Annotated in this window: 21 protein-coding genes; 10 read left to right on the top strand and 11 right to left on the bottom strand. The window is 45.0% G+C overall.

Annotation, left to right across the window (positions count from 1 at the left end; all coding sequences use genetic code 11):
• Positions 1-95: 95 nt before the first annotated feature.
• The 7 genes from SJY39_RS14610 to SJY39_RS14640 all read right to left on the bottom strand — a co-directional run bounded on the left by SJY39_RS14610 (position 96) and on the right by SJY39_RS14640 (position 8072).
• Positions 96-338: a hypothetical protein gene (locus SJY39_RS14610; protein WP_016785493.1), complete on the bottom strand. Its 243-nt coding sequence runs from the start codon at positions 336-338 to the stop codon at positions 96-98.
• Positions 339-479: 141 nt separating this feature from the next.
• On the bottom strand, positions 480-2216 hold the full coding sequence (locus tag SJY39_RS14615) for an ABC transporter permease subunit (protein WP_016793162.1): 1737 nt from the start codon (positions 2214-2216) through the stop codon (positions 480-482).
• A gap of 4 nt (positions 2217-2220) precedes the next feature.
• A complete protein-coding gene (locus SJY39_RS14620; RefSeq protein ID WP_010432601.1) occupies positions 2221-3732 on the bottom strand; it encodes an ABC transporter substrate-binding protein in 1512 nt (503 codons plus the stop codon).
• Between the two features lie 82 nt (positions 3733-3814).
• Entirely contained in the window at positions 3815-4666 is an 852-nt protein-coding gene (locus SJY39_RS14625) for an ABC transporter ATP-binding protein (RefSeq protein WP_016790068.1), read from the bottom strand.
• Entirely contained in the window at positions 4663-5421 is a 759-nt protein-coding gene (locus tag SJY39_RS14630) for an ATP-binding cassette domain-containing protein (RefSeq protein WP_010432593.1), read from the bottom strand. The genes SJY39_RS14625 and SJY39_RS14630 overlap by 4 nt, the downstream gene beginning before the upstream one ends.
• A gap of 213 nt (positions 5422-5634) precedes the next feature.
• On the bottom strand, positions 5635-6948 hold the full coding sequence (locus SJY39_RS14635; RefSeq protein ID WP_010432590.1) for an MATE family efflux transporter: 1314 nt from the start codon (positions 6946-6948) through the stop codon (positions 5635-5637).
• Between the two features lie 254 nt (positions 6949-7202).
• Entirely contained in the window at positions 7203-8072 is an 870-nt protein-coding gene (locus tag SJY39_RS14640; RefSeq protein WP_016766925.1) for a GyrI-like domain-containing protein, read from the bottom strand.
• Positions 8073-8186: 114 nt separating this feature from the next.
• Here SJY39_RS14640 and SJY39_RS14645 point away from each other — a divergent pair, with 114 nt between their 5' ends.
• The 6 genes from SJY39_RS14645 to SJY39_RS14670 all read left to right on the top strand — a co-directional run bounded on the left by SJY39_RS14645 (position 8187) and on the right by SJY39_RS14670 (position 12680).
• Positions 8187-9335, top strand: coding sequence for a PLP-dependent aminotransferase family protein (locus SJY39_RS14645; protein WP_016787522.1), 1149 nt, complete (start codon positions 8187-8189; stop codon positions 9333-9335).
• Positions 9336-9469: 134 nt separating this feature from the next.
• Positions 9470-9940, top strand: a complete 471-nt coding sequence (locus SJY39_RS14650; protein WP_016790022.1) for a GNAT family N-acetyltransferase — start codon at positions 9470-9472, stop codon at positions 9938-9940.
• 18 nt (positions 9941-9958) lie between these two features.
• A complete protein-coding gene (locus SJY39_RS14655; RefSeq protein WP_016766922.1) occupies positions 9959-10405 on the top strand; it encodes a GNAT family N-acetyltransferase in 447 nt (148 codons plus the stop codon).
• Positions 10406-10652: 247 nt separating this feature from the next.
• Positions 10653-11642, top strand: coding sequence for a rhodanese-related sulfurtransferase (locus tag SJY39_RS14660; protein WP_016793160.1), 990 nt, complete (start codon positions 10653-10655; stop codon positions 11640-11642).
• Between the two features lie 185 nt (positions 11643-11827).
• The gene (locus SJY39_RS14665; protein ID WP_010432560.1) at positions 11828-12085 is read left to right on the top strand and encodes a YdcH family protein; all 258 of its coding nucleotides are present in this window, start codon (positions 11828-11830) and stop codon (positions 12083-12085) included.
• Between the two features lie 139 nt (positions 12086-12224).
• Positions 12225-12680, top strand: coding sequence for an N-acetyltransferase (locus SJY39_RS14670; protein ID WP_016785488.1), 456 nt, complete (start codon positions 12225-12227; stop codon positions 12678-12680).
• A gap of 44 nt (positions 12681-12724) precedes the next feature.
• On the opposite strand, the gene SJY39_RS14675 is transcribed toward SJY39_RS14670, so the two are convergent.
• Positions 12725-15640, bottom strand: coding sequence for an alkaline phosphatase family protein (locus tag SJY39_RS14675; RefSeq protein WP_016793159.1), 2916 nt, complete (start codon positions 15638-15640; stop codon positions 12725-12727).
• A 142-nt stretch (positions 15641-15782) separates the two neighbouring features.
• Positions 15783-16121, bottom strand: coding sequence for a DUF1840 domain-containing protein (locus tag SJY39_RS14680; RefSeq protein WP_016766915.1), 339 nt, complete (start codon positions 16119-16121; stop codon positions 15783-15785).
• A gap of 332 nt (positions 16122-16453) precedes the next feature.
• Between SJY39_RS14680 and SJY39_RS14685 the strand changes: the two genes are divergently transcribed.
• Positions 16454-17644: a GGDEF domain-containing protein gene (locus tag SJY39_RS14685; protein WP_010432541.1), complete on the top strand. Its 1191-nt coding sequence runs from the start codon at positions 16454-16456 to the stop codon at positions 17642-17644.
• A 28-nt stretch (positions 17645-17672) separates the two neighbouring features.
• Here SJY39_RS14685 and SJY39_RS14690 read toward each other — a convergent pair whose 3' ends face one another.
• Positions 17673-17954, bottom strand: a complete 282-nt coding sequence (locus SJY39_RS14690) for a hypothetical protein (protein ID WP_010432539.1) — start codon at positions 17952-17954, stop codon at positions 17673-17675.
• A gap of 156 nt (positions 17955-18110) precedes the next feature.
• Between SJY39_RS14690 and SJY39_RS14695 the strand changes: the two genes are divergently transcribed.
• Positions 18111-18977 carry a pirin family protein gene (locus SJY39_RS14695; protein WP_016793158.1) on the top strand — a complete coding sequence of 289 codons (867 nt, stop codon included), beginning with the start codon at positions 18111-18113 and terminating at the stop codon, positions 18975-18977.
• 243 nt (positions 18978-19220) lie between these two features.
• Here the strand turns inward: SJY39_RS14695 and SJY39_RS14700 are convergent, their stop codons facing one another.
• A complete protein-coding gene (locus SJY39_RS14700) occupies positions 19221-19502 on the bottom strand; it encodes a pyrimidine/purine nucleoside phosphorylase (protein ID WP_010432533.1) in 282 nt (93 codons plus the stop codon).
• A gap of 295 nt (positions 19503-19797) precedes the next feature.
• On the opposite strand from SJY39_RS14700, the gene SJY39_RS14705 reads away from it, so the two are divergent.
• Together SJY39_RS14705 and SJY39_RS14710 are read left to right on the top strand one after the other, a co-directional pair.
• A complete protein-coding gene (locus SJY39_RS14705; protein ID WP_016766913.1) occupies positions 19798-20262 on the top strand; it encodes a DUF2850 domain-containing protein in 465 nt (154 codons plus the stop codon).
• A 443-nt stretch (positions 20263-20705) separates the two neighbouring features.
• The gene (locus SJY39_RS14710; protein WP_016793157.1) at positions 20706-23246 is read left to right on the top strand and encodes a glycosyl hydrolase family 18 protein; all 2541 of its coding nucleotides are present in this window, start codon (positions 20706-20708) and stop codon (positions 23244-23246) included.
• The last annotated feature ends 154 nt before the right edge of the window (positions 23247-23400 follow it).

The raw sequence follows: 23400 nt of genomic DNA on the forward strand, positions 1-23400 counted from the left end.
TTGCGAGCGACGAACTCTAGCTTAAAACGAAAAATGGCAGCCCAATCAGGCTGCCATTTCTTTATTCGGCTTGATATATATTATTGAGTTGAATGTTATTGAGACAAGCGCATCAACTCTTCTGGCGAGTAGTGTTCTGCTTCTGCACCTTTGGCGATTAGGTCAATCACTTGGAACTCGCTCATGTCACCAAACTCTTTGGTTAAGTAATCACGAAAGGCTTTCTCATTCGGCCATTTACCGCGCACGATATAGCCATCTTCTTTGTCGAAATCTTCCGTCTCAAAGAAAGAAAAGTCGGTCATACCAATATTGTGGCAATACAAAACGAGATACATGTTGAATCCTTTACACTTAACTAGGGTCTATTGAGCTTTAAAAACGCTTCTAAAAAACAGGCCTAAGGTTACAACATAAAAAGCAAATCGAACACTCAATCGAATAGTACGTCGAAAACTTAAGCTGCCTGTTCTTTTTCGTTAATCATCAAACATCATGTTGATGGCCGCGCCTAATAGAATCAACCCAACGATTGGCCCCATCACAGCCAATGGTGCACGCTCGATGTAAGGTAGGTTCTCTGCGATCATCAAACCCCATTCAGGTGTCGGCGGTTTAGCTCCCAAGCCAATGAAGCTTAGTGATGTTAGGCTCAATGTGATTACTGGCAGCCTCAACATTGCGTGTCTTAGTAGCGGTGGCAATACATAAGGAAGTAAGTAGAAGCGGAAGATTCTCAGCTTGCTGGTACCCCACAATGGCGCGAGGTGCGTATAAGGTTGAGCCTTAGCTTCCACAATTAAACTCGAACAGTGAGCCGCCAATGGCGCCCAAGATACCAATACTATCGCGATTAATGCGCTGTTCGGATTCATACCCGTTAAGCCCGCAACCAGCAAGCCTGCAATAATGTAAGGGATACCCTTAGTTATCTCGATAAGACCTTGGCAAAAGCGGGTATTGAAACCCATGATAATGCCTGTCACCAAACTCAAAAACGTCGCCAACATACCGGCTTGGAAGGTCGAAACCATACCTGAACCGATTCTCGCTAACAGATCTCGACCAATGCCATCCGCACCCAATGGAGCTTGCCAACTTGGATCCGCTAAGCGAGTAAATTGACTGGTATATGGGTCACGAAATGCTGCCCAAACTACGATAGTAATTAGGAACGAGAAGATCGCAAAAGCAGTAACACGTTTAGCTCGGCTCTGCGTAAAACGAAACGAAGAGTGACTACTGATGAGCTTACCGCTTTTCAGGCTGTGACCAAGAATCAACTGCTGAACAAACAAGCTCATGCTGCTCACGGCAATCGAAAACAGCAGCAATACTAATAAGCCGCCTTGCAGCATAGGTAGATCTTGCGCCTTAGCAGCACCAAGAATCATGCGTCCGATACCCGGAATCGAGAAGATAAGCTCAACCGCGACCGCGCCACCAGTCAAACCGATCACGATCATCGCGATCTGTGGGATCAGGCTGCTCAGCGCTCTTTTCAGCGCAAAGCGAATAATTTGATTGGAGTGAACGTTGGCACTGAGCCACGTGATCACCCAAGGTTCATTAAGAACGCGTTGTAAACTGTCTCTGAGTAGGCGACTAAACAGGCCGCTAGCAGGCAGTGCGAGCGCTAAGCTCGGTAGCCAAATGTCTTGCCAGCCTTGCCAACCATACGGTGGTAGCCAACCTAACCAGATAGAGAACACCAGTATTAATACCGAGGCCACCACGTACTCTGGCAAGGATATTAATACGGTGCTTAAACTGCTGTAACTCTGCCCTAGTTTGCCCTTCTTCCAACTGCGCAAGGTAGCCAGTAAGCCTGCACCGCACAGTACGAAAGTCATCACCAATGCGCTAGACATCAGAAACAAAGACGTAGACGCTGTCTTTTGAATGCCTAATGCAACCGAAGATCCATCGATCCATGACTTACCTAAGTCACCCGAAAAGGCACTTCCTACCCAGTCGATCAGGCGCTCGCTTGCCGAACGGTCAAGCTGAAGATCAGCACGTACCGCCGCTAAAGCTTCAGGCGTAAGCAGGTGTTGTTGCCCCGCTCTCGCACGCAGGATGGATTGGCTTGGGTCGATGCCTGCAATGTCAGGCATCAAGCCAACAAGAATCACCACCACGATCAGTGAGGCGATTCTTGATAGCCAAGGCGTCAAGATAAATAAGGTTCGACGCAGAGTTTCAGCAGATAGCATTTATTTAGTTAACCTGTGTTGCCGCGTTAACTTGTGTCGTTTGATCAACCAAGCGACGTTCACTTGGGTCACGAACTACATTGCTTACACGCTCGCTCTCGCCTTGAATCACACGTTCGTGAAGCAGTGGAATAGCAGCGAAGTCGTTCAGGATTTTTTGCTCAGCTTCGATGATCGCTTGCTGACGCAGTGCACCTAGTGGTTGCAGATCAGCGTGAGTCAGTGCTTGGTCTACTTCTTGAGAACAGAATTGACCAAGGTTGAATGAACCCTTACAGCCAAAGTCACTCATCATGTAAGCCACTGGGTCACCAGAATCTAGAACGGTTGCACGAGAAAGGATGAACGCATCGAACTTGCCTGACAGTGCATCGTTTTCAATCTGAGCGTATTCACGAATATCCAGCTCAACTTTGAAACCAGCCGCTTCAAGTTGCTGTTTAAGCAGCGCTGCCACTTCTGGAAGCTCAGCTCGGTCGGTAAAGGTACCGATAACAATGCTTTCACCGTTTGCTTTTAGCGTTTTGTCGATTGCTTGGCCTTCAGGTCGGATCGGCTCAGCCCAAGCAAGTGCAGGACCTAATAGGCCTTGCGCGATATCCGCGTGGTTTTCATAAACGGTATTCACGATTTGTTCACGGTCTACCGCAGCAGCCGCTACTTTACGTAAGTTAATATCGCTAAATACACCCGACTTGTTGTTTAGGTAAAGCGTATTGGTACGAGGCATTGCTACTTCGTAAAGCAGGTCAGGATCAATGGTCGCGATTTGTGAAACTGGCACCGCTTCAACGATGTCTGCCGTGCCTGTTCTTAGAGCCGCAGCGCGCGCAAAACCGTTAGGAACGTATTCAGCAATCACAGATTCAACTTGCGCTTTTTCACCCCAGTAGCCATCGAAACGTTTTAGTTTCGCGCTAGTTGTGCCGTTGATTTCAGTCAACTCAAACGGACCTGTACCTGCACCCATTGGACTAACTCGACCATCTTCTTGGTACGCGCTTGCTGCAAGAATCGCTAATTGAGGGCTTGATAAACGACTTGGTAGAAGAGGGTCATCAAAGCTGGTTTTGATCTCTACGCGGTAGTTGTCCATTGCTTTCACTTCTAGCTCTACGCCATCTAGGATGCGTGGCTTAGGTGCCGCTTCCAACGCTTTCTGTAGTGAGTTCACAACAGACTCTGCCGTTAATGTAGAGCCATCGTGGAATTTAACACCTTGGCGAACCGTGAATTGCCAAGTCAGTGGATCAACGTGTTTCCAATCTGTTGCCAGCATTGGCTCAGCTTCTGAAGTTGGGCTCAGGTTAACTAGCGTTTCAGCCGTGCTCCAACGCGATAGTTTGAACGCGTCATCAGAAAGTGGTGATAGACCTGTTCTTGGTGGCTGCATCATCGCAACACGAATTTCAGATTTGACCGCCGCATCGCTCGACTCTGGTTGAGAGTCAAAACAGCCCGTCAAAGGCAGAGCCAGCGCTAGAGCGCAGGCTAGTTTGATTGAATTAAAACGCATAGTTATTTTTCTCTGTAAGCTGTGCTTCGTTAATAAGCTGTATTTTGTTAATAAGCTGTATTTCGTAATAAATAAGGTTGTATTAACAAGTAGATTTCGAAAGAGGCTGAGATTGAATCAGCAACTGAGTCGCGGGATGAGCAGGTACGCTCATCACTTGAGGTGTCGGTCCATGCTCCACCATCTCGCCATGGTCAAGAACCAGAATTTCTTCACAAAGCGCCTTTGCTGCGCCTAAATCGTGTGTCACCAAAACGATGCGCATATCGCGCTTCTTTTTCAATGAATTGAGTAAATCTAACAGCCTTTGACGGTTCACCGGGTCAAGGCTGGCGGTCGGTTCATCGGCTACCAACACTGCGGGTCTAACGACAAGCGCCCGAGCAATGGCCACACGTTGAGCTTGGCCTGTAGAAAGCTGATTAGGTTTCAGTGATAACAAAGTGGCAGGTAAGCCCACATCCAACAGCGTCTCTTCAATAATGCTTTCATGGTTGCCAGAAACATCTAAGTTGCTTAGCGGCTCGGCTAAGATCTGTCGAACGGTATAGTAAGGATTAAGGCAGGTGTGTGGCTCTTGAGGCACCAATTGAATCAAGCGACACACTGCGGCTTGCGCTTTGCTATTACGAATCGGCAGCAAATGACCAAACAAACTGATTTGGCCAACAGTCGGCTCTTTAAGGCCAAACAGCAGTTCAATCAGCGTTGATTTACCGGCACCAGAACGTCCAACAATAGCTAGGCTTTTATCTTCAACATCGAGGTCGATGTTCTGTAGTGCTTTGAACGCCTTACCACCCAACCAACTTGGTATTGAGTAGTAATGCACACCGACATTCTCGAACTTAATCTCAATCGGTGTTTGTGTTTCTGAATCTATCACTGGCATTAACGGCGAGACTTCTGAATTTAATGATAAGGTCGAGCTCATGCGATTAGGTCTCTCAATGAACAGCAGAAAGCGTGAGAGCTTGATTCAAGCGCGTGTTTTGGTGCGCCATAAGCCACCACTCCGCCATCATCGATCACCAATAACTTGTCACACGCGAGCGCGCTGTGCAGGTCATGAGTGATAAGCAGGCCACCAATTTGTCGCTGTTTAACATTGTCGCGAATCAGCTTGAGTATCTCTTGCTCTGTCACCGGATCTAACGCACTGGTTGGTTCATCTGCAATGATGATATCGGCGTTACTCAGCAACCCAATCGCAATGCACACTCGTTGACGTTGCCCTCCAGAGATTTGACTCGGGTATAACGGCAAGATGGTTTCTGGGTTAGGGAAACCGAGTTGTACTAGCAATTCGGTGAGCTTGGTTTTGTCTTGCGATTTAAGCTTAGTGCGAGTGCCTGTCAATGCCAAACTGAGTTGGCCTTCAATGGAAACGAGAGGGTTCAATGCTTGAAGGGCGTCTTGGAAGATAACCGCAGGTCGTTGTGCTGCGGTTCTTTGCAGCATAGGCAAACCACATACCGCTTCACCAGACAGAGAAATATGACCTTCAACCTCAACCGTTTCCGGCAGAAAACCTGCAATCGCGCGTGAAAGCATCGACTTACCAATACCTGATGGGCCCATGATCGCCAGCAGCTCACCTCGATACACATCGAAGTGGATATCTTGGAAAAGTGTTCTCGAAGAGGTTTTGATCGTTAATCGGTCAACAGACAAAAGTGGGGCGTTCACGCAAGTACTCATAAGTAGATGTTATAACATAACAACTCTATCATTAAGCCTGTATGATGAAAAGTGAACATTGAACCGGATCGCAAAAAATTGCCTGTGAAACCATCTATGGTCACAATCCGTTAGGTACAAAAAAGCGCCTAACTACAAGAAACAGTCAGGCGCTTTCGTAATGATTCTATATGACCTCAGCTTTGTGGTCGCTGTTATTACTTATGTCATTGGAAGGCATTTCCGCTTAACTTGAGCGATGAACGGATACAAGAAGGCAATACGCCCAAGATAGAACAAAGTAAACGCCAACCACAGACCATGATTGCCCCACAAATCGACCGAAAACGCCTGTACAGCCAAGAATACCGTCAAGGTAGCGATGCTAGAGTCTCGAACCGGACGTGTAGTTCCTGTTCCAGTAAAGATGCCGTAAACCGTTAAACCAAAGCCAGCCACCAGCGGGAACACAATCAACCACGGTGCCATCTCTTGGTATAGCGCAACAAGCGTTGGGATATCGGTAAACAAGAAAACAATGTTGTCTTTAAATACCAAGGTCAATAACGTTAACGCAGCAATAAAACCGGCCGTCCATTGAAAATTGAGTCTTAATACACGATCCAACATCGAAGCATTTTTCTGACCAACCGCTTTACCCGCAAACACACTCGATGCATTGGCAATACCATCAAACATGTAACTCACAATAAAGGTTACTTGCATCAAGATTGCGTTAGCAGCCAGAACATCGGTACCCAACTTTGAGCCTGTGCGCGCCATCATGTTAAAAAATACTAAGATACAGATCGTGCGTAACAGTAGGTCAGTATTTGATGAGATGATTGTCGAAAGGTCTTTCTTGGTCATCTTCGAGCCTTGCAGGAACTCAGAGATCGAGATGTTGCTGGTCTTCATCACCAGCGTCATACCAATCACAAAGGTGGTGATTTGTGCAATCAAACTTGCGTATGCCACACCGGCGACACCCAAGTCGAAATAAAGCACGAACACCGCATCTAAAACAATGTTCAACACGTTACCAAACACTTGTGTGTAAAGGACTTCTTTGGCTTTCGCCTGCCCCATTAACCAACCAATAATGGTGTAGTTAAGCAGAACAAAAGGTGCGCCATAAATCAAAACACTAAAATAGATGTGCGCGTGCTCGGCCACATTGGCTTCAGGCTCTATCACCCACATTGCGCCTTGCCAGATGAGCGGTTGTATCAAGATAAAGATCAAACCCACCAAACCAGACAGCACAAACGGACGCATCAAGCTACCCGCTAAATCAGAGCGACTGCCCTTACCCAATGCCATCGCACTTTGCCCGGTCGTACTGACACGGAAAAAGCCAAACAACCAATACATGGTGTTCATAATGATGGTGCCAATCGCCACACCACCGATCAGTTCAGCGATGCCAAGCTGACCAATCACGGCGGTATCCACCGCGCCAAGCAGAGGCTGAGTCACCGTTGAGATGATGAAAGGGAAAGCGATTTTTAGATAATCTTTGTGGGTAATGGTCATATTCTAGCGAGTGATATTAAGAACTATTTGCAATTAGAACGGGATGCTATCGTTTAATCCGTACGTTGTCATCATTTACTGGGGTAAATTATCAACAAAGCACCTTTATCTTAGTTCACCTGCATAGAATCGTTAGCTGCCATTAGTTGTGCTAATTTTTCTCAACAAAAGAGCAAAGTCTGGTTCAAGAAAACAGCACAACCATCGATTAAGTGAATTTACGCTAGCGAGCCAAATAGGTAGCTTTAGGTCGGTTAGTAGAAGCTCACCGGAAGATAAAAATCGAGTTCAAAAACTTCATCACTGTTGAGAAAATGATTCTGATGATAGTGCACATACGCAGGAGTAGAGCGCTGTTTAAAGCCAGACGTAGGTAGCCACTTTTCTAACACCATACTAATCTGTGGTAGCAGTTCACCATAGCGGCCATTAAGTCGAAAAACGGCATGCAAACCACCTGGAATCACCATCTGATTCACAACACTGCGATACTTAATCGGTTCATCGATCGTAATACATGCCACATAACGACACTGATCCATTTCGACCCAGGCAGGGTTAGAGTGATGCAAGCCGAACTGACTCGAAAAATCACGCTGTTCAGAGTTCGCCCACGCTTTCAGTATCAACCAAGCATTGCGAATAGAGCGGTTGTAGCCCATATGTCGAACGTAGGCAGCCATGCGCTCAGGCACTTCAACGATCTTCGGTTCAGGTAACACTCTCTGCGCCACATTCAAATAGCCCGCCGCCACTTCAGGATCTTTCAGATAGGGTTTTTCAGCTATTTGTAAGTCGTGTTTACGCCATTCACCCGGCGACATATTAAAAGTCGCCTTAAATGCTCGACTGAACGAAGACACCGAACTAAAGCCACACTTGTTGGCAATTTCTACCACTGACGACGTGGTATCAAACATCAATTGATTAGCCGCATACTCCATTCGGGTACGTCGAATGTATTGGTGCAGCGACTCCCCCACAACACTTTTGAAAGTACGATGAAAATGCTGTTCGGAATAAGCTGCGATCTCAGAGAGCGCTTTGGCCGACAAAGGCTGACTGATGTCTTGGTGAATATAGAACAGAACATCATTGATTCTAGATATGTGTTGTCGCGACATCGTTTAAATAGCATAAATGGACATGTTTATAAGCATAAATGGACACGCTGTTTTTTACAATTGCCGTGTAATATCAAACCATAAAATAAAAACGAAAATGACGAGACACAACAAATGGAAATCGCACAATCACTGCAACAAATTCAGTCTTCTTACATCCGAGAAATTCTCGCGGCCGCAAGCGATCCAAATGTCATTTCATTGGCCGGTGGTTTGCCAGATGAGAAAACGTTCCCTATTGATTTAATGAAGCCAACGTTAGAAGACCTAGCGAACATGCCGGAAGTTTTCCAATATGGGTCGACTGCTGGTTATGGCCCTTTGCTTGAGCACCTAACGCAAAGCTACCAATTGCCAGAGTCACACACGGCAATGATTTGTACTGGCTCTCAGCAAGGTTTGGATTTGATTGCGCGTGCGTATGTCGACCCAGGTGATGTGGTTGTGATGGAAGCGCCAAGCTACTTAGGTGCGATGCAGGTGTTTGGCCTCGTTCAAGCAAAAATTGCGACCGTGTCTCAAACAGAATTTGGCCCGAACCTAGACGAACTGGAAACGTGCTTTGCACAGCAATCACCCAAGATGTTCTATGCTGTGCCTGATTTCCACAACCCAACAGGGGTGTGCTGGGCAACAGAAACTCGTCAAAAAGTAGCTGAGCTGTGTATCAAATACAACGTGGCATTCATTGAAGATGCACCATACCGTGAGCTACGTTTCACAGGTACAGAACTGCCGTTAGTTTCTTCGTTCTGCCCTGACAACTCTATCGTTCTTCGTTCATTCTCTAAAATTGCATCGCCAGGTTTACGTATTGGTGCGGTAACAGGTAAGCGCAGCTACCTTGAGCCACTGATCAAAGTGAAACAAGGCGCTGACTTACACTCAAGTGTACCTATGCAAGCGCTGCTTGTCGGTCTTCTGAAACATGAAGACTTCAACGTACATATGGAAAACATTCGCACACTGTACAAGTCTCGTTATGAAGTGTTATTTTCAGAACTAGAAAAAAAACTGCCTGCAGATTGCGTGTTAAAAGCCGTAGATGGCGGGATGTTCATTTGGGTTGAAATCCCAGACTGCGACACCTTCGAACTGGCTAAAACTCTGCTTTCGAATGGCGTGGCAGTTGTGCCAAGCCCAGTATTCTATCCAAAGGCCGATGAAGCAAAAGCAGCGCTACGCCTAAACTTCACCAATGCAAATCCAGAAGAATTAACCGAAGCGGTGAAACGCTTAGCAGAAGTACTTAACCAAGCATGATCTTGATTGTACAGACAGCTTGGATTATTGATTGATAAGCTTATTACGGTTCAAGCAATAACGATTCAGCCAGTGTTAATTCTCAACTCAGAGACTTAACACTGGCTGATTTCGTATAGGAATAAGGACCCAAGATGATTAGAATTGAAAAATTAGCCGACAGACATATCGAGGCAATAAAATCGATTCAACTAGCTCCAGAACAAGTTAAGTTTGCAGGTACAGCGGAAGAGTTTTTAGCAGAAGCTAGCGATACTACCCACCTACATGTCATCAGATTAGACAATGACATCGTCGGCTTTTTCAAAATCGACACGGATTACGCATCTAACTATGACTTTTGCCCGAACACCGCCATCGGCCTAAGAACTTTTGTCATAGACCAAAGCCAACAAGGAAAAGGGATTGGTACACGCGCTGTGCGAGCATTAGTACTGTACATCGCCATACACTACAGCGGCTACCACTCTATTTATCTTACCGTAAACTGTAAGAATCCAGCGGCCAAGGTTTGTTATCAGAAAGGTGGGTTCCAAGATTCGGAAGTACTCTATCTTGGAGGGGCTGCTGGTCCTCAATATGTTATGTTTAATCACATTCGTTAGGCAAAATGGAAAAATCAAATGGAAGTGACCGTTGGCAACAGCCCAGATCTCATACGTAAGGCGCAATTCATTCGCAATCAAGTATTTGTTGTAGAGCAAGCTATCCCTGAAGTTTTAGACCTCGATGGCCTAGATCCAATATCGCATCACGTCTTAGTCACCGATGCTGAAAATCTGGTAGCAACCGCTCGCTTATATATTGATGACTGCGGACACGCCATTATGGCTCGTGTTGCCGTCTTGCAATCGTATCGAGGTTTAGGTATTGCTTCTAAAATGGTAGCCGCACTTCTAGAACATGCGACTCAACAGGGTGCCAAAGTCATTGAAATTCACGCCCATCAATACTTAAAGAATTACTACGAAAAATTTGGCTTTGAGTTTATCCGTGAAGTAGAAATCGTTGGAGAACACCAACTCATAGAAATGAGGTACTACATAAATTCAAAGCGTAACGTTCAATGAACCTCAAATACCTCAAGCCAATTAAATAAATATCCTTTCAACACCCGCAATTCCACACAATAAGCAATGCTAAATAGCCCTACATTTGGTTGGTTTTTGTCCTACACCGCCTTGGTTATACTGCGCCTGATTTTAATAAGCCTACCGTTGTAGACTGAGAACGACACAACGTCGCTCTATCGACATTTATGGCGAATAACAGGTAAACGCTCTGGATTTACGTTCCAGCTCGCAGAAAGGAAAAACCATGTCTCAATATGTTGTATGTGCTCTGTATAAATTCGTTGCACTTGATGATTACCAAGAAATTCGCCAGCCACTAACTGAAGTGCTAGAAGCCAACAAAATTCGCGGTACTTTGCTACTTGCGAGTGAAGGCATCAACGGTACTGTTGCAGGTAAACGCGAATCTATCGATGCACTTCTTCAATGGTTCAAGCAAGACACTCGCTTAGCGGACGTTGTTTATAAAGAATCATTCAACGAAGAACAGCCATTCAACCGTACCAAGGTGAAACTCAAGAAAGAGATCGTAACCATGGGCGTTGAAGGTATCGACCCTCGCCATGTTGTCGGTACTTACGTGAAACCAAACGAGTGGAACGCTCTGATTTCTGATCCTGATGTGATTCTGGTTGATACTCGTAACGACTACGAAGTCGATATCGGTACATTCAAAAATGCTGTAAACCCAAACACAGAAACCTTCCGTGAATTCCCTCAATACGTGGCAGATAACCTCGACCCTAAGAAACACAAAAAAGTCGCGATGTTCTGTACGGGTGGTATTCGTTGTGAAAAATCAACAGCCTACATGAAAGAGCAAGGTTTTGATGAGGTATACCACCTTGAAGGCGGCATTCTGAAGTACTTAGAAGAAGTGCCAGAAGAAGAGAGCATGTGGGAAGGCGACTGCTACGTATTTGATGGTCGTGTTGCGGTAAACCACAAGCTAGAGAAGAGCGGTTACGACGTGTGTAACGCTTGTCGCCTGCCAATCACAGATGAAGACAAAGCGTCTGAGCACTTTGAGAAAGGCGTAAGCTGCCCTAAGTGTATTGATAAGCACAGCGACGAGCAGAAAGCCCGTTTCCGCGAACGTGAAAAGCAAGTTCAACTTTCTAACGCCCGTGGCGAAACCCACGTAGGTGGCGAAGCCGCTCATCTTATTGAGCAGCGTAAGAAAGAAAAGCTGGCGCTCAAAGAACAGCAACGTTCTGGCAAGCAAGCGAAGTAAGCCTCATACGATAGGCCTAAAGTTATAAACGTATAACGATAGATATTAAAAAGGGCACAAATTCGCGGACCATTCCACGAGTTTGAGCCCTTTTCTGATCGCTTTACTGCTTTGTGTTTTGAACCACATTTCTTTCGATAAATTGCTTCTATACTGTTAGTAATACGACTAGAGAGGAAGTGCCAATGCTCAATGAAAACCATGCCTTTATCTTAGATTTCCCAGATCTTAAATTAGACATTGTTCAGCTCAACCACGACGACGAAAAATTCAAAGCAGACATGCAGAAATACCACCAACTCGACTACGACATCCGCCAACTAGAAATTTCTGGCAGCCCAATCGATGACGACAGCATGCATAACCTCAAAGTAGAACGCATGGCATTAAAAGACTCGCTACATAAGCAACTTACTCGACATCACGCGCTTAAGATCGTTTAAATCACAACGTTCTTACTGCCAGATTTTAAGCCATGCATTACGCATGGCTTTTTGATTTCATAACATCGAAAATCTAAGCTAATTCGGCTTATTCAAAAGCGTTTAATAAGGAAGCTGAGTGACAATAAAAGAAGAGAATATGCAATTCCAGCTCATTTCAAATCTCGAATTCGAAGAACTGTTTGCGTGTGTTAAGCAAGGGCTTTTCATACACGTCGACAATGTGTTTGGCTGGGATGACGAATTTCAACATAACCGCCTATTAAACGACTACCAACCTTCTTGGTTTCATTGGGTATACCGAGGAAAAGAGAAGATTGGACTTGTGTGTTTTAAGCCTTATGACAACGCATACCATATTCATCTGCTGATCATTTCCCCTCAATACCAAGATCAATCTCTTGGTAAAAAAGTCATGTCACTCATCCACGAAAAAGCCCATCAAGAGCAACGAAACCAAGTCACTCTGTCGAGCTTTAGAAATAACACCCGCGCCATTCGCTTTTATCAGTCACTTGGCTATCAGGTTATTGATGATAGTGATGAAGATTTTGTGGGGATGGCTCTCAACCTAGCTAACTCTCAGTCTCGCTAACCATAGAGAAAATACAGATAGCGAGTAGGTAGAGAGCGTTTACTTTAGTGCGCGCTTGAAATATCTAACTTCTCAATCAACGACGGATACCCCCAACCATTCTCACCTTCGACTACAGCCTCTCCGGTTAAATATTCAAAAAGCGTCGGCGCTAACGAGCCATTGGATTCGATCTTTAATGGCTGTGAGTTTTCACCAATTGGCGAGCCCCAGAAACCGATGAATGCGTCCTTCTCTAAATAGTCTTCACCAGCATGACGACCGGGTACCTTGGTGTTGTAACCAATTCCAGCTTTCGGGAACAGGTTAACCGTGCCCGCTCTATCTTCAAGGTAGATATTGGCTAGTTGATTGACAGAATCTGGTCTAGGAGTCAGTTGGGTTAACTCTGTCCACTGCGCACTGCTGCACCATGTAGTGACATCCACCTTCATCGCTCGGTTAATACACTTTTCAACTAATTGAGAGTAGAGCGCGAAATCAGATTGATTCGGTCTCTTGAGATAAGGATTAAGCTCTTGTGTGTTAAGTAAAACTGGCGCTCGATTTGCTTCTAGCGACTCGTAGAAAAGCTTGTCACCTTCGCGGGTAATCAATTCGTCGACTCGTTTTAAATCTCGGTTACCAATCACACGAACCGCACAACGTTGTTGGTCACATGTGCTTTCTCTTACGACCATATAATCAAGAGTTTCAGGTAAGCGTTGCGATATCTGATTAATGATGTTGATATTCTGACCAGGTGGCGCTGCAATCGGAGACCACTGCGTGAGTTCTTGGTAAACAGGCTGAACCTGCCACCCTTGAGCCGAATTAAAGAAGTCCATCATGAAGTTACCACCGGCAGTCGAGGCGACCACCACATCCAATTCCTTCGAGCTTGGGTAGCTTAGAGCATTGGTGATTTTAGGCCCTTCACCCTCGTCTGAAGATATCTTCTTCACCACAATTGGATACTCTAGCTCTGCTTGTAAGCCTTCAAATACCTGCTTTTCGGGATTGAGCGCGTAGAACACCGGCGTTAAACCATGATCCCCAGCCATGCCCCATAGCGTTTTATCGTAAACGCCTGCACTGCGGTAGGTCGCTTCAATCTGGCGAATCCAATAGTCCAGTCGGTTAAGCTCTCCAGTCGGCATCAGAATTTCGTCACTAAAAGGACCGGTAAAGTGCGCGAAGTGATCCGGCCATGGGTTATAAACCAAGGTGTAATCCGGCATCCCTTTTCCATCTAACTCGGCAAACTGAGTGATCGACTGTTTAACCTGAGCTCTCTTTGAAAACTTGGTGAAAAAATCAAAGCCAGATATAGACTGATACGCCTCAATATCTTCAATCAAGGCTTGACGCTTTTCTTGCAAAACCACTTCGACTTCTGAACGTTCTTGAAGCTCTTTAACGCAGCGTTTCTCACCATAATCACGCAGTGACTCACCCAAACCTAGGTTTACTAGCCCGTCGTAAGTCGTGTGAGCATTCCAATCGTATTGGGCGTTGCAGTTCAACGTTTTCAGATAATCAAGGCGATCAAACATGGTCTGCACCTTGTTGTTTGCCATCAACACATCCAACTGCAGGGCATCATTACCAAAGAAGTAATACGCTCGGTCGATCTCTCGGTCAACAAAGTGGAAATTAGGGATACCAGTGCCACCTTGCCCTGATACTTTCGCGCCCGTTTTAATGATCGGTAGGTTACGTACGCTGATTGTGGGAGTTGAAGAGATACCCACTCGGCTAATATTGTCTAGATGTTCTTGATAGAGTTTTTTGAAGAACGGAAGATAATTCGGATCACGGTAGGTTTGTTCAGACAGAACTTCCATGAACCTCACCTGCTGTTGATGCTCAGGCTCAATCACCGTTTCTAACTTAGGTTTGTATTGCGTTCGGTTTTTATGATTTTGGTAAGCAACCGAGATGAATGGCGCGCTTTCATCGACCAACCCCTCAATCAACCCTTGCTGTAAACCATCGACGGTCACTTGGACCGCAAAGCGCTTGTTCTGTTGGGATTCTAAGAACTGAATGAGCGCATCAGGCTGGTCACTAAACGCTTGCTGCATCCAATCATCGAGCGCTGCTGCACGTTCTTCTTTAAACACAAATTGGCGGTAGGCTTTCAGCAAGTTTAAGCGCACAAAATCAATAAGCGTGATGGTAAGAGCTTGTGCTTTGTTATTCGGCTTATCAGCGTTTTCTGGTTTACCATCTTCTGCAATCGCCAACATTGCAGACTTCATATCGCCGTCATCCATTCCCAATGCCGCTTTATCGATCAAATCAACGATGATCGGTTGAATCTGAGCAATGATCGCTAGATCTTCAGAGCTATTGGTTAAGTAGATGTAATTCGCAGGGAGCGTGTCCATATCCTGCCAAACACCAATTTCGAATAACGCATCGTAGATAACCACCATGTTGGCAATGAACTGTTCATCGATACGAATACCTTCATGATGCCCCGTTGCTTCAGTCGAGGTATCTGCCTCATGATCCTCTGAGGTTGGCTTATCTCCAACATGATAGAGGCTATGTTCAAAGCCCTTTAATGCCTGCTCATCATAAACCGTCGACAAGTAAGATTTGAATACATCTTCACTGCCCAAGCCTGAATAGCGGTCGTAATAACTATAGAGAAAATAACCCAAAGGAATTGAGTACGTCGGGTTAGATAACTGAGCAACGACTCTGGCTTTTGTTTTGACATCTAAAGGGAGAGCGAGAATATACGCATCTAATGTAACGCCACCAATCGTGAAAAGAGCCGCATCACGAGTGAGTTTGGCAGAGTAACTTAGGCTTGAAAGCACCTGATTTTTTAGCACTTCACTGGAGCTAAACACACCACCAATGACGGGCGTTGTTGATATATCAGCCATACTCGGCGCTGAAACAACGGCCAACGAAAGAGAGCCAACTAAACTAGTGTAGCTACGTGCTCGGAAATAGAAGCCCATCAAATACCCTTCAGTTCAAGATGCGTTTATAAATATAACTTATTGTTTCAGTTTACTTTCATTAGTCAACCTATGTTCAACTATGCAATATAAATTAAAACTTCAATGATATTAAACTCTACCTTTTCAGTATTAAATCATCCTACAAAAGCTTACCGCTGCCGTCTTCCCACATCACTTCGCACTCTTCTTTGATTGCAGCTTTCAATAGTTCGACCAACGGAAAAGCTCGACTGCCGATATTGACAGGAGCTTCAACAATCTCTTCTTCATTGTCGTCATCAGTATTATCTTGCTCTACCGGCTTACTTTGCTCTTCGGCGATAGCAATACGTAAATTATTCAATGCTTGAGGGACTTCTGAAGCCTCAATAGCACCAGGTATCGTGCCACTGTGTCCAAGCATGTTAATGAACTGAAGGCCTACCTCCCCAAACATCGTGACGCTAGCATGAGCCTTGCAACTAAAGGTAATTAACATAATGATCCTCTATCAAATTTAGGGTTATATAAACATTTAGCTATCTATAAACTATGTTGAGTAAAGCATTAGAAAGCAAGCACGTAATAATCCAGTGCAACCACCAGCTTGCTCTTTGAATGGTTCTCGACAAGGTTATTCTGCACCGTTAGTGATATACATCACTTTTTATATTGGCTTGATTCACTTTTAAGATAAAACCTTGATAGTAGTCACATTAAATAGACTTCCTAAGCTCCGCCAAGCCTATTATTTAACCTAGTATTAGTACCATCATCAAAATTCGTGGCACAAATCACATGAACAGGCCAGTCGGAAGACACCTAGAAGAAATGGCGGACATACGATCCACCCGCAAACAAAAAATTGTCCATTCATTTTCACTGACTGCTGCGTCTCTATTCATCTTTTATACTTGGGCTTATTTCCAAGGTCAGCATTACGTACTGTCGATTTTCGAACTGTGTTTTGCTTTTATCGCTGTATCAAACGCCATTTATGTAAGAAAGATTAACAATCCTCAATATTCAGAGTTGATATTGAGCTGTGTACTGTTGGTTCAAGGCATTATCTTATTCTTGTACAGCAATGCCATCCCTGATCGAATTCTTTGGTTGTACCCTATTTTGGCTGCCGTGATTTTTATTAATGATTTCAGAATTGGCATCATATTCAGCACCTCATTTTGCGTGTTTATTAGCACTTTAATTACCGCCTTGCCGGGCAATTTTTCTTTGCCATTTAATAGCACTCATCGCTTTATTCTTAGCTTATTTACCATGAGTTTGGTTTGCCATACTTCCGCTTATTACTACACACAAGCGGTAAACTACATTCAGCGCTTATACAAAGAAGGGATAGAGGACTTAGCCTACAGAGATCAACTCACGGGCTTAGCCAACCGTTGGAGTTTTGAACGTTGGGCAAGTGAAAAGCTTGCGACTATTGATAGTAAACATTCACTTACCGCCTTGGTTTTTCTCGATATTGATGATTTTAAAGGCATCAACGATAACTATGGGCATGATGTTGGTGACAGTGTCCTGCAGCATTTTGCGAATCGTTTGAGCAACAACCTACGCACTCGAGATAGAAAGAATCATGAATACGATTATTCCATCGCTCGGTTTGCTGGCGATGAGTTTGTTTTGATGCTCTATGATATTCCAACTCGAAAAGATCTTGATGGCATTCTAGAGCGGATATGCGGACTGTTTGAGAGCGGTTGCCAAACCAATGAGAGAATCAAAGAACTCACTCTTAGCGTAGGCGTTTCTTTATACCCTCAAGATGCTACCGATTTACATGAATTAACTCGATGTGCGGATAAGGCGATGTACGTTGCTAAACACTCAGGGAAAAACCGATATGCTTATTATCACGACAACCCGGTTTCAAACTTGATAGAAGAATTCTCGACGAAATTAGTCTGCTCAGAATCTGATGAATCCAAGCTTGAAGACTGTCTTGAAGCGAAGGTGGAAGGGAACAACGTTACTCTGCTAAAAACGCATCAACATTAACCGTTAATATCGCATACTGCTAAATGTATTAGCCTGCCATATACATAAGCCAAAGGCTCACTAATCCAATCACAATGATCCATACGACTTGTCGAGTTCGGTTCGGGTTATTACCTCTGGGCCTCACTACCGATTTAAAGGCAGCTTGCTTGGCCGACTGCATAAACGGCGCTTCAATCTCGCGTTTTTTCACACGACGTTTAAACGCACTGTTTGCGACAGCTGTAAAGCGGTGGCTCTGCTCTGTTGTAAAATCATTTTCAAAGTCCATCCGACCTTGCCTATCGCCATGCTTTGGTTGTATTGCCATAGCGGCCTCCTTGGCGGTCTACCCTATTCAAGTATAGACATAATTTCACCTTCTTACCTGTTCAAAATTTTCGAATAAGTCACTCAACGCTATGCCATCTTCTTTTTCAATCAGATTACATAAACTACAGCTATTCAAGTTTATGAGGGTATCAAAATGACGAGTGTAAGAGTAGTAGACCATGTCATTTCAGCACATGCGACTTCAGATGGAGATGGTGTCAAAATCCAAAGACTCGCTGGTTTTAATAACACACGTTTCTCTCCATTTTTGATGATTGATGAACTTAAATCGGATGAAAGCAAAGACTACGTTGGCGGCTTTCCTCCACATCCTCACCGTGGTATAGAAACGCTCACTTATATGCTTCAAGGTCATTTCCAACACAAAGACCACCTGGGTAATGTCGGTGAGCTTCGCAGCGGTGGCGCACAATGGATGGCCGCGGGTCGTGGTGTGATTCACAGTGAAATGCCAATGATGGAAGAAGGCGCGTTGCACGGTTTTCAGATTTGGATAAACCAACCAGCAACACACAAAATGCAGCCAGCGCAATACCATGACTTTCAAAGTGACAGCATTGCAGAATATCAAAACGAACAAATCGGCTTACTGAGAGTTATTTCCGGTGGGTTTAAACTGCATGACCCAGCTGACGCAGAAACTATACAAACACAAGGTCCATTACAAACGACAGGCGTGCCATTAAGCGTTGTGGATTGGCGAGCGCATTCAGGACAAAAAGTGACGTTAAGGACGGATGTTAACCATAATGCCATGACATACGTGTACCGAGGCAGTATTAAGATCGATAACAAAGTCGTCAACCAAGGCCAACTTGCACTGCTCACCAAAGCTGAATTGCTGCCTTTGGATAGCTTAGAAGATTCTGGTGTCCTGATTTTTTCTGGTGAACCGATTAATGAGCCGGTTGTGCATTATGGCCCATTTGTCATGAACTCGATGGAAGAGATTGAACAGACAATTCAGGACTACAACAACGGCGTATTTGAGACTTACTGATTTTGAGCTTTGAGCTTTGAGCTTTGAGCTTTGAGCTTTGAGCTTTGAGCTTTGAGCTTTGAGAAAGATGTTGAAGAGGTTTTGCAACAAACAACGAATTTTGGTCGTCCATTTGATGACTGCGAAACAAGTGACACTATCCACTGCCGGTTACTATCACTTATTTAACCACGCTCTTAGAGCGTGGTTTTTTCTGTCCAAGCAGAAACAAATGATACCCTGATTGAACGAATTTAGACCTAGTTACAAGTATTCACACAAGTAAGCTGTCGCTTCTTTTACCTGAAGGTCGAAGGAAGAGTTGCCAGCAACGTCAAAAGACTCACCAGACTGGTATGTCGTCCAATCATCATCACCAACACGCTTAACAATCAATGCACCTTTAACAACGGTCATCTTTTCTGGAGCCGCTGTACCAAACGTGTATTCACCAACAGCCATCACTCCAACACTAACGTCCGCACCAGATTGGTTAAACGCTAACGACTTAACGCCGCCGTCAAAATATGTGTTTTCTTTAATCATCGTACTTCCTTGTTATCTTCAAATTGCATGCATTGGGCTCAAAAAATAAGCCTATACGTAAGTTATGTGGTAATTGTTTTAACCAATTCATGACTTTCGCACAAGAAATAAATACGCATAGCTTAAGCTTTTTTGAGAACCATTTTCATTGATGACGTAAATATGCCAAAAATAGCGAACGCAACCAAATTTACTAGAACATTCGATCCTGCTTCTAACTATCATAAGAATCTTTGCAAACTAAGATTTTAGTTTATAAACTGACCGACGGTGCGTGAAGATCAATGAAGAGATAATGGCAAAAAATCCCACGAAAAGCAGAGATATATTTGCCAAATTATTGTTCTACGGCTTTCTATTAGCCGGCTTGATGGTTGCCCTCACGGCAGGGTATTTTGCTTATCAAACTCACCAACAGTCAGTCAGCCCAAGCAATGTCCATGGCACTTGGATAGAGATCGGGGCTCCACCCTACAATACCGATATCCTTACGCTTTCCGATAATGGCGTCACGATGAACCATCGCCTCATTACTACCTCATTTGATTTTGATGGCAAAGTTGTCACCATCAACACAGGATCTGGGCCAACAATTTACACCATCAGTGGTACTTATGATTCGCCTCGATTAAAGCGACTGTTTCCCAGTGTGCCATCTCAACAATTCATTAAAGAAGGCTACGAAGATACAGCAGCAGGTGACACCCATAGTGTGATGCAACAACGACGCGCTTCATTAGCTGAGCAATTCAAAAGATAACTTCTACAACGGTATCCTCTAAGGTAATGCATTCTTAGTGATACTACCCTTAGCAACACTCTTTGCATTCCCAAGTATTAGCACTATCTTCCACGTATCAGCCTCACACCCAACACGTTTCGTTCTGTGATGCCGCTTCAATTCACGATATTTTCCCATAGTTTGTCGCATATTTTCATAACTTCATGTTGTGTATTTTCACTTGTGAGATTTTCATACTGAACATTGTTTTGTTTTATAAAACATGGACTCAGCCTCTCACTCATTAAGCAACAGAATTGTAACGAGATACTATTTTTTAGTTGTCCATCGAAAACGGATTTATTTTCAGTTATAAAATTAAAACTCTCTCGAATACTGACTGGGAAGCTCCTTCAAAACTGACTGGAGCCGTTTATGGGGCCATTTGGTTCTCGTAACCTTCAAGGAATGAGAGAAAAAGTATGATTCGTATAAATACCTGTGCTGCGAGCATTGCTCTAGCGCTATCTGGTACAGCATTAGCCGCTCCAACAGCACCTAGCATCGACATGTACGGTTCCAACAACCTTCAGTTTTCTAAAATTGAACTCGCGATGGAAACGACTTCTGGTTATAACCAGATGGTTAAATATCACGACAAAGCAAAGGTCGACGTTAAATTTAACCAATGGAGCGGAACGTCAGGAAACACTTACAACATCTACTTTGATGGCGTTAAAGTGGCCACTGGCCCTATAACTGGCAGCCAAACAACAGCTTCATTCGAATACGGCCAAGGCGGCTTATTTCAGATGGAAATCGAAGCGTGTGACGAAACAGGCTGTGCCAAGAGTGCACCCGCTCAGCTCACAATCGCAGATACCGATGGCTCACACTTAGCGCCACTTTCGATGAATGTGGACCCGAACAACAAGTCATACAACACAGATCCAAACACGGTAGTAGGTACTTACTTTGTTGAGTGGGGCATCTATGGCCGTGATTATACAGTCGATAACCTACCCGCTGATAACTTGACCCACATCCTTTATGGCTTCATCCCAATTTGTGGTCCTAATGAATCAGTGAAATCAGTAGGCGGTAACAGCTACAACGCACTCATGACAGCCTGTCAGGGCGTTAACGATTACGAAGTGGTGATTCATGACCCTTGGGCGGCTTTCCAGAAGAGTTTCCCTCAAGCAGGGCACGAATACAGCTCACCTATCAAGGGTAACTACGCAATGATGATGGCGCTAAAACAGCGCAATCCAGACTTAAAAATCATTCCATCGATTGGTGGTTGGACGCTATCTGACCCGTTCTTCGATTTCACAACCAAAGCGAACCGAGACACGTTCGTCGCATCGGTTAAAACATTCCTCAACACATGGAAATTCTATGACGGTGTGGATATCGATTGGGAATTCCCCGGTGGAGGCGGTGCTGCGCCCGATCTCGGTGACCCTGTAAATGATGGCCCGGCTTATATTGCATTGATGGCAGAGCTGCGCGCTATGCTAGATGAGCTAGAAGCTGAAAACGATCGTACTTACGAACTAACATCAGCGATCGGTGTTGGTCACGACAAGATTGAAGACGTGAACTACGGCGATGCTATCCAATACATGGATTACATCTTCGCGATGACTTACGACTTCTACGGCGGTTGGAACAACGTGTTAGGTCACCAAACAGCACTCAACTGCGGTAACTTCATGCGCCCTGGGCAATGTGATGGCACAGGCCTTGATGAAAATGGCGAACAGTACACGGGCCCTGCTTACACCACAGACAACGGCATCCAATTGCTGCTTGAGCAAGGTGTTCCAGCGAACAAACTTGTGGTTGGTACAGCGATGTACGGTCGTGGTTGGGAAGGCGTATTACCATCATCACTTTCAGATCCAAGCGACCCAATGACTGGCGTAGGTAATGGTAAACTGACCGGCAGCTCTGCTCAGGGTGTATGGGAAGATGGCGTTATCGATTACAAAGGCATTAAAGCGAACATGCTTGGTGCAAACAACCAAGGCATCAACGGCTTTGAATATGGCTACGACGAAATGGCAGAAGCGCCTTACGTTTGGAACCGTACTTCAGGTCAGCTAATCACATTTGATGATGATCGCTCAGTAAAAGCAAAAGGCGCATACGTTCGTAGCCTTGGCCTTGCGGGTCTATTCTCTTGGGAAATTGATGCGGATAACGGCGATATCCTGAACGCGATGCATGAAGGTCTTGCAGGTGGAACTACTGATCCTGTAAACCGTAAACCAACCGCAGCAGCGGGCGCAGATCTATCGGTTGAAGGCCCGACTTCTGTTTCTCTAGACGGTAGCGCTTCAAAAGACAGCGACGGCACGATTGCAAGCTACGCTTGGTCACAAGTAAGCGGAACAGCCGTAACTCTGGCCAACGCGAATGCTGCAGTTGCAAGCTTCGATGTGGTTGAAGTCGCTCAACAAGAAGTACTCACGTTCAGCCTAACGGTAACTGATAACGAAGGTGCGACTGCAACTGACACCATTGTTGTAACAGTAACCCCTAAGGACACAGGTCCAGTTAATACAGCACCAGTTGCGATTGTTTCAGCTCCAGCTGAAGTTAATGCGGGTGACGTAGTGGTGGTTGATGCTTCGGCTTCGAGCGATGCTGACCAAGATACATTGACCTTCACGTGGGATGTGCCTGCTGGTATTGATGCTACGGTTCAAGGTTCTTCAGTGAGCTTTGTCGCGGCGGAATACACGCAAGATACGACGCTGAACTTATCTGTAACGGTCAGCGATGGCACTGAGACATCGGTAGCGGCTACTTCAGTGAACGTTCTTAAGAAAACCACAGGCGGCGGTACGTGTACTAACGCTTGGGATTCAAGTGCGGTCTACACTGGCGGCGACCAAGTGACTCAAGCTGGTAAGGTTTGGGAAGCGAAATGGTGGACAACCGGTGAAGATCCAACAACGACAGGCCAATGGGGCGTCTGGAAAGAGATCGGCCCTGCGAGCTGTGCTAACTAAAATGGGATTTAGCTCAACACGAGCTAAGCACCCACTAACCCCCTAAAAGCAAAGGCCAATCAAAGAATGTCTGATTGGCCTTTTTATTTATATTTTCTTAGCCTTGAGCTAACGATCTTTATACTGATGACCTTTTTAAGTATGCTCGATGAGT

Origin of the sequence: Vibrio sp. R78045, assembly GCF_042466085.1 — a bacterium.
GTDB classification, from domain to species: domain Bacteria; phylum Pseudomonadota; class Gammaproteobacteria; order Enterobacterales; family Vibrionaceae; genus Vibrio; species Vibrio cyclitrophicus.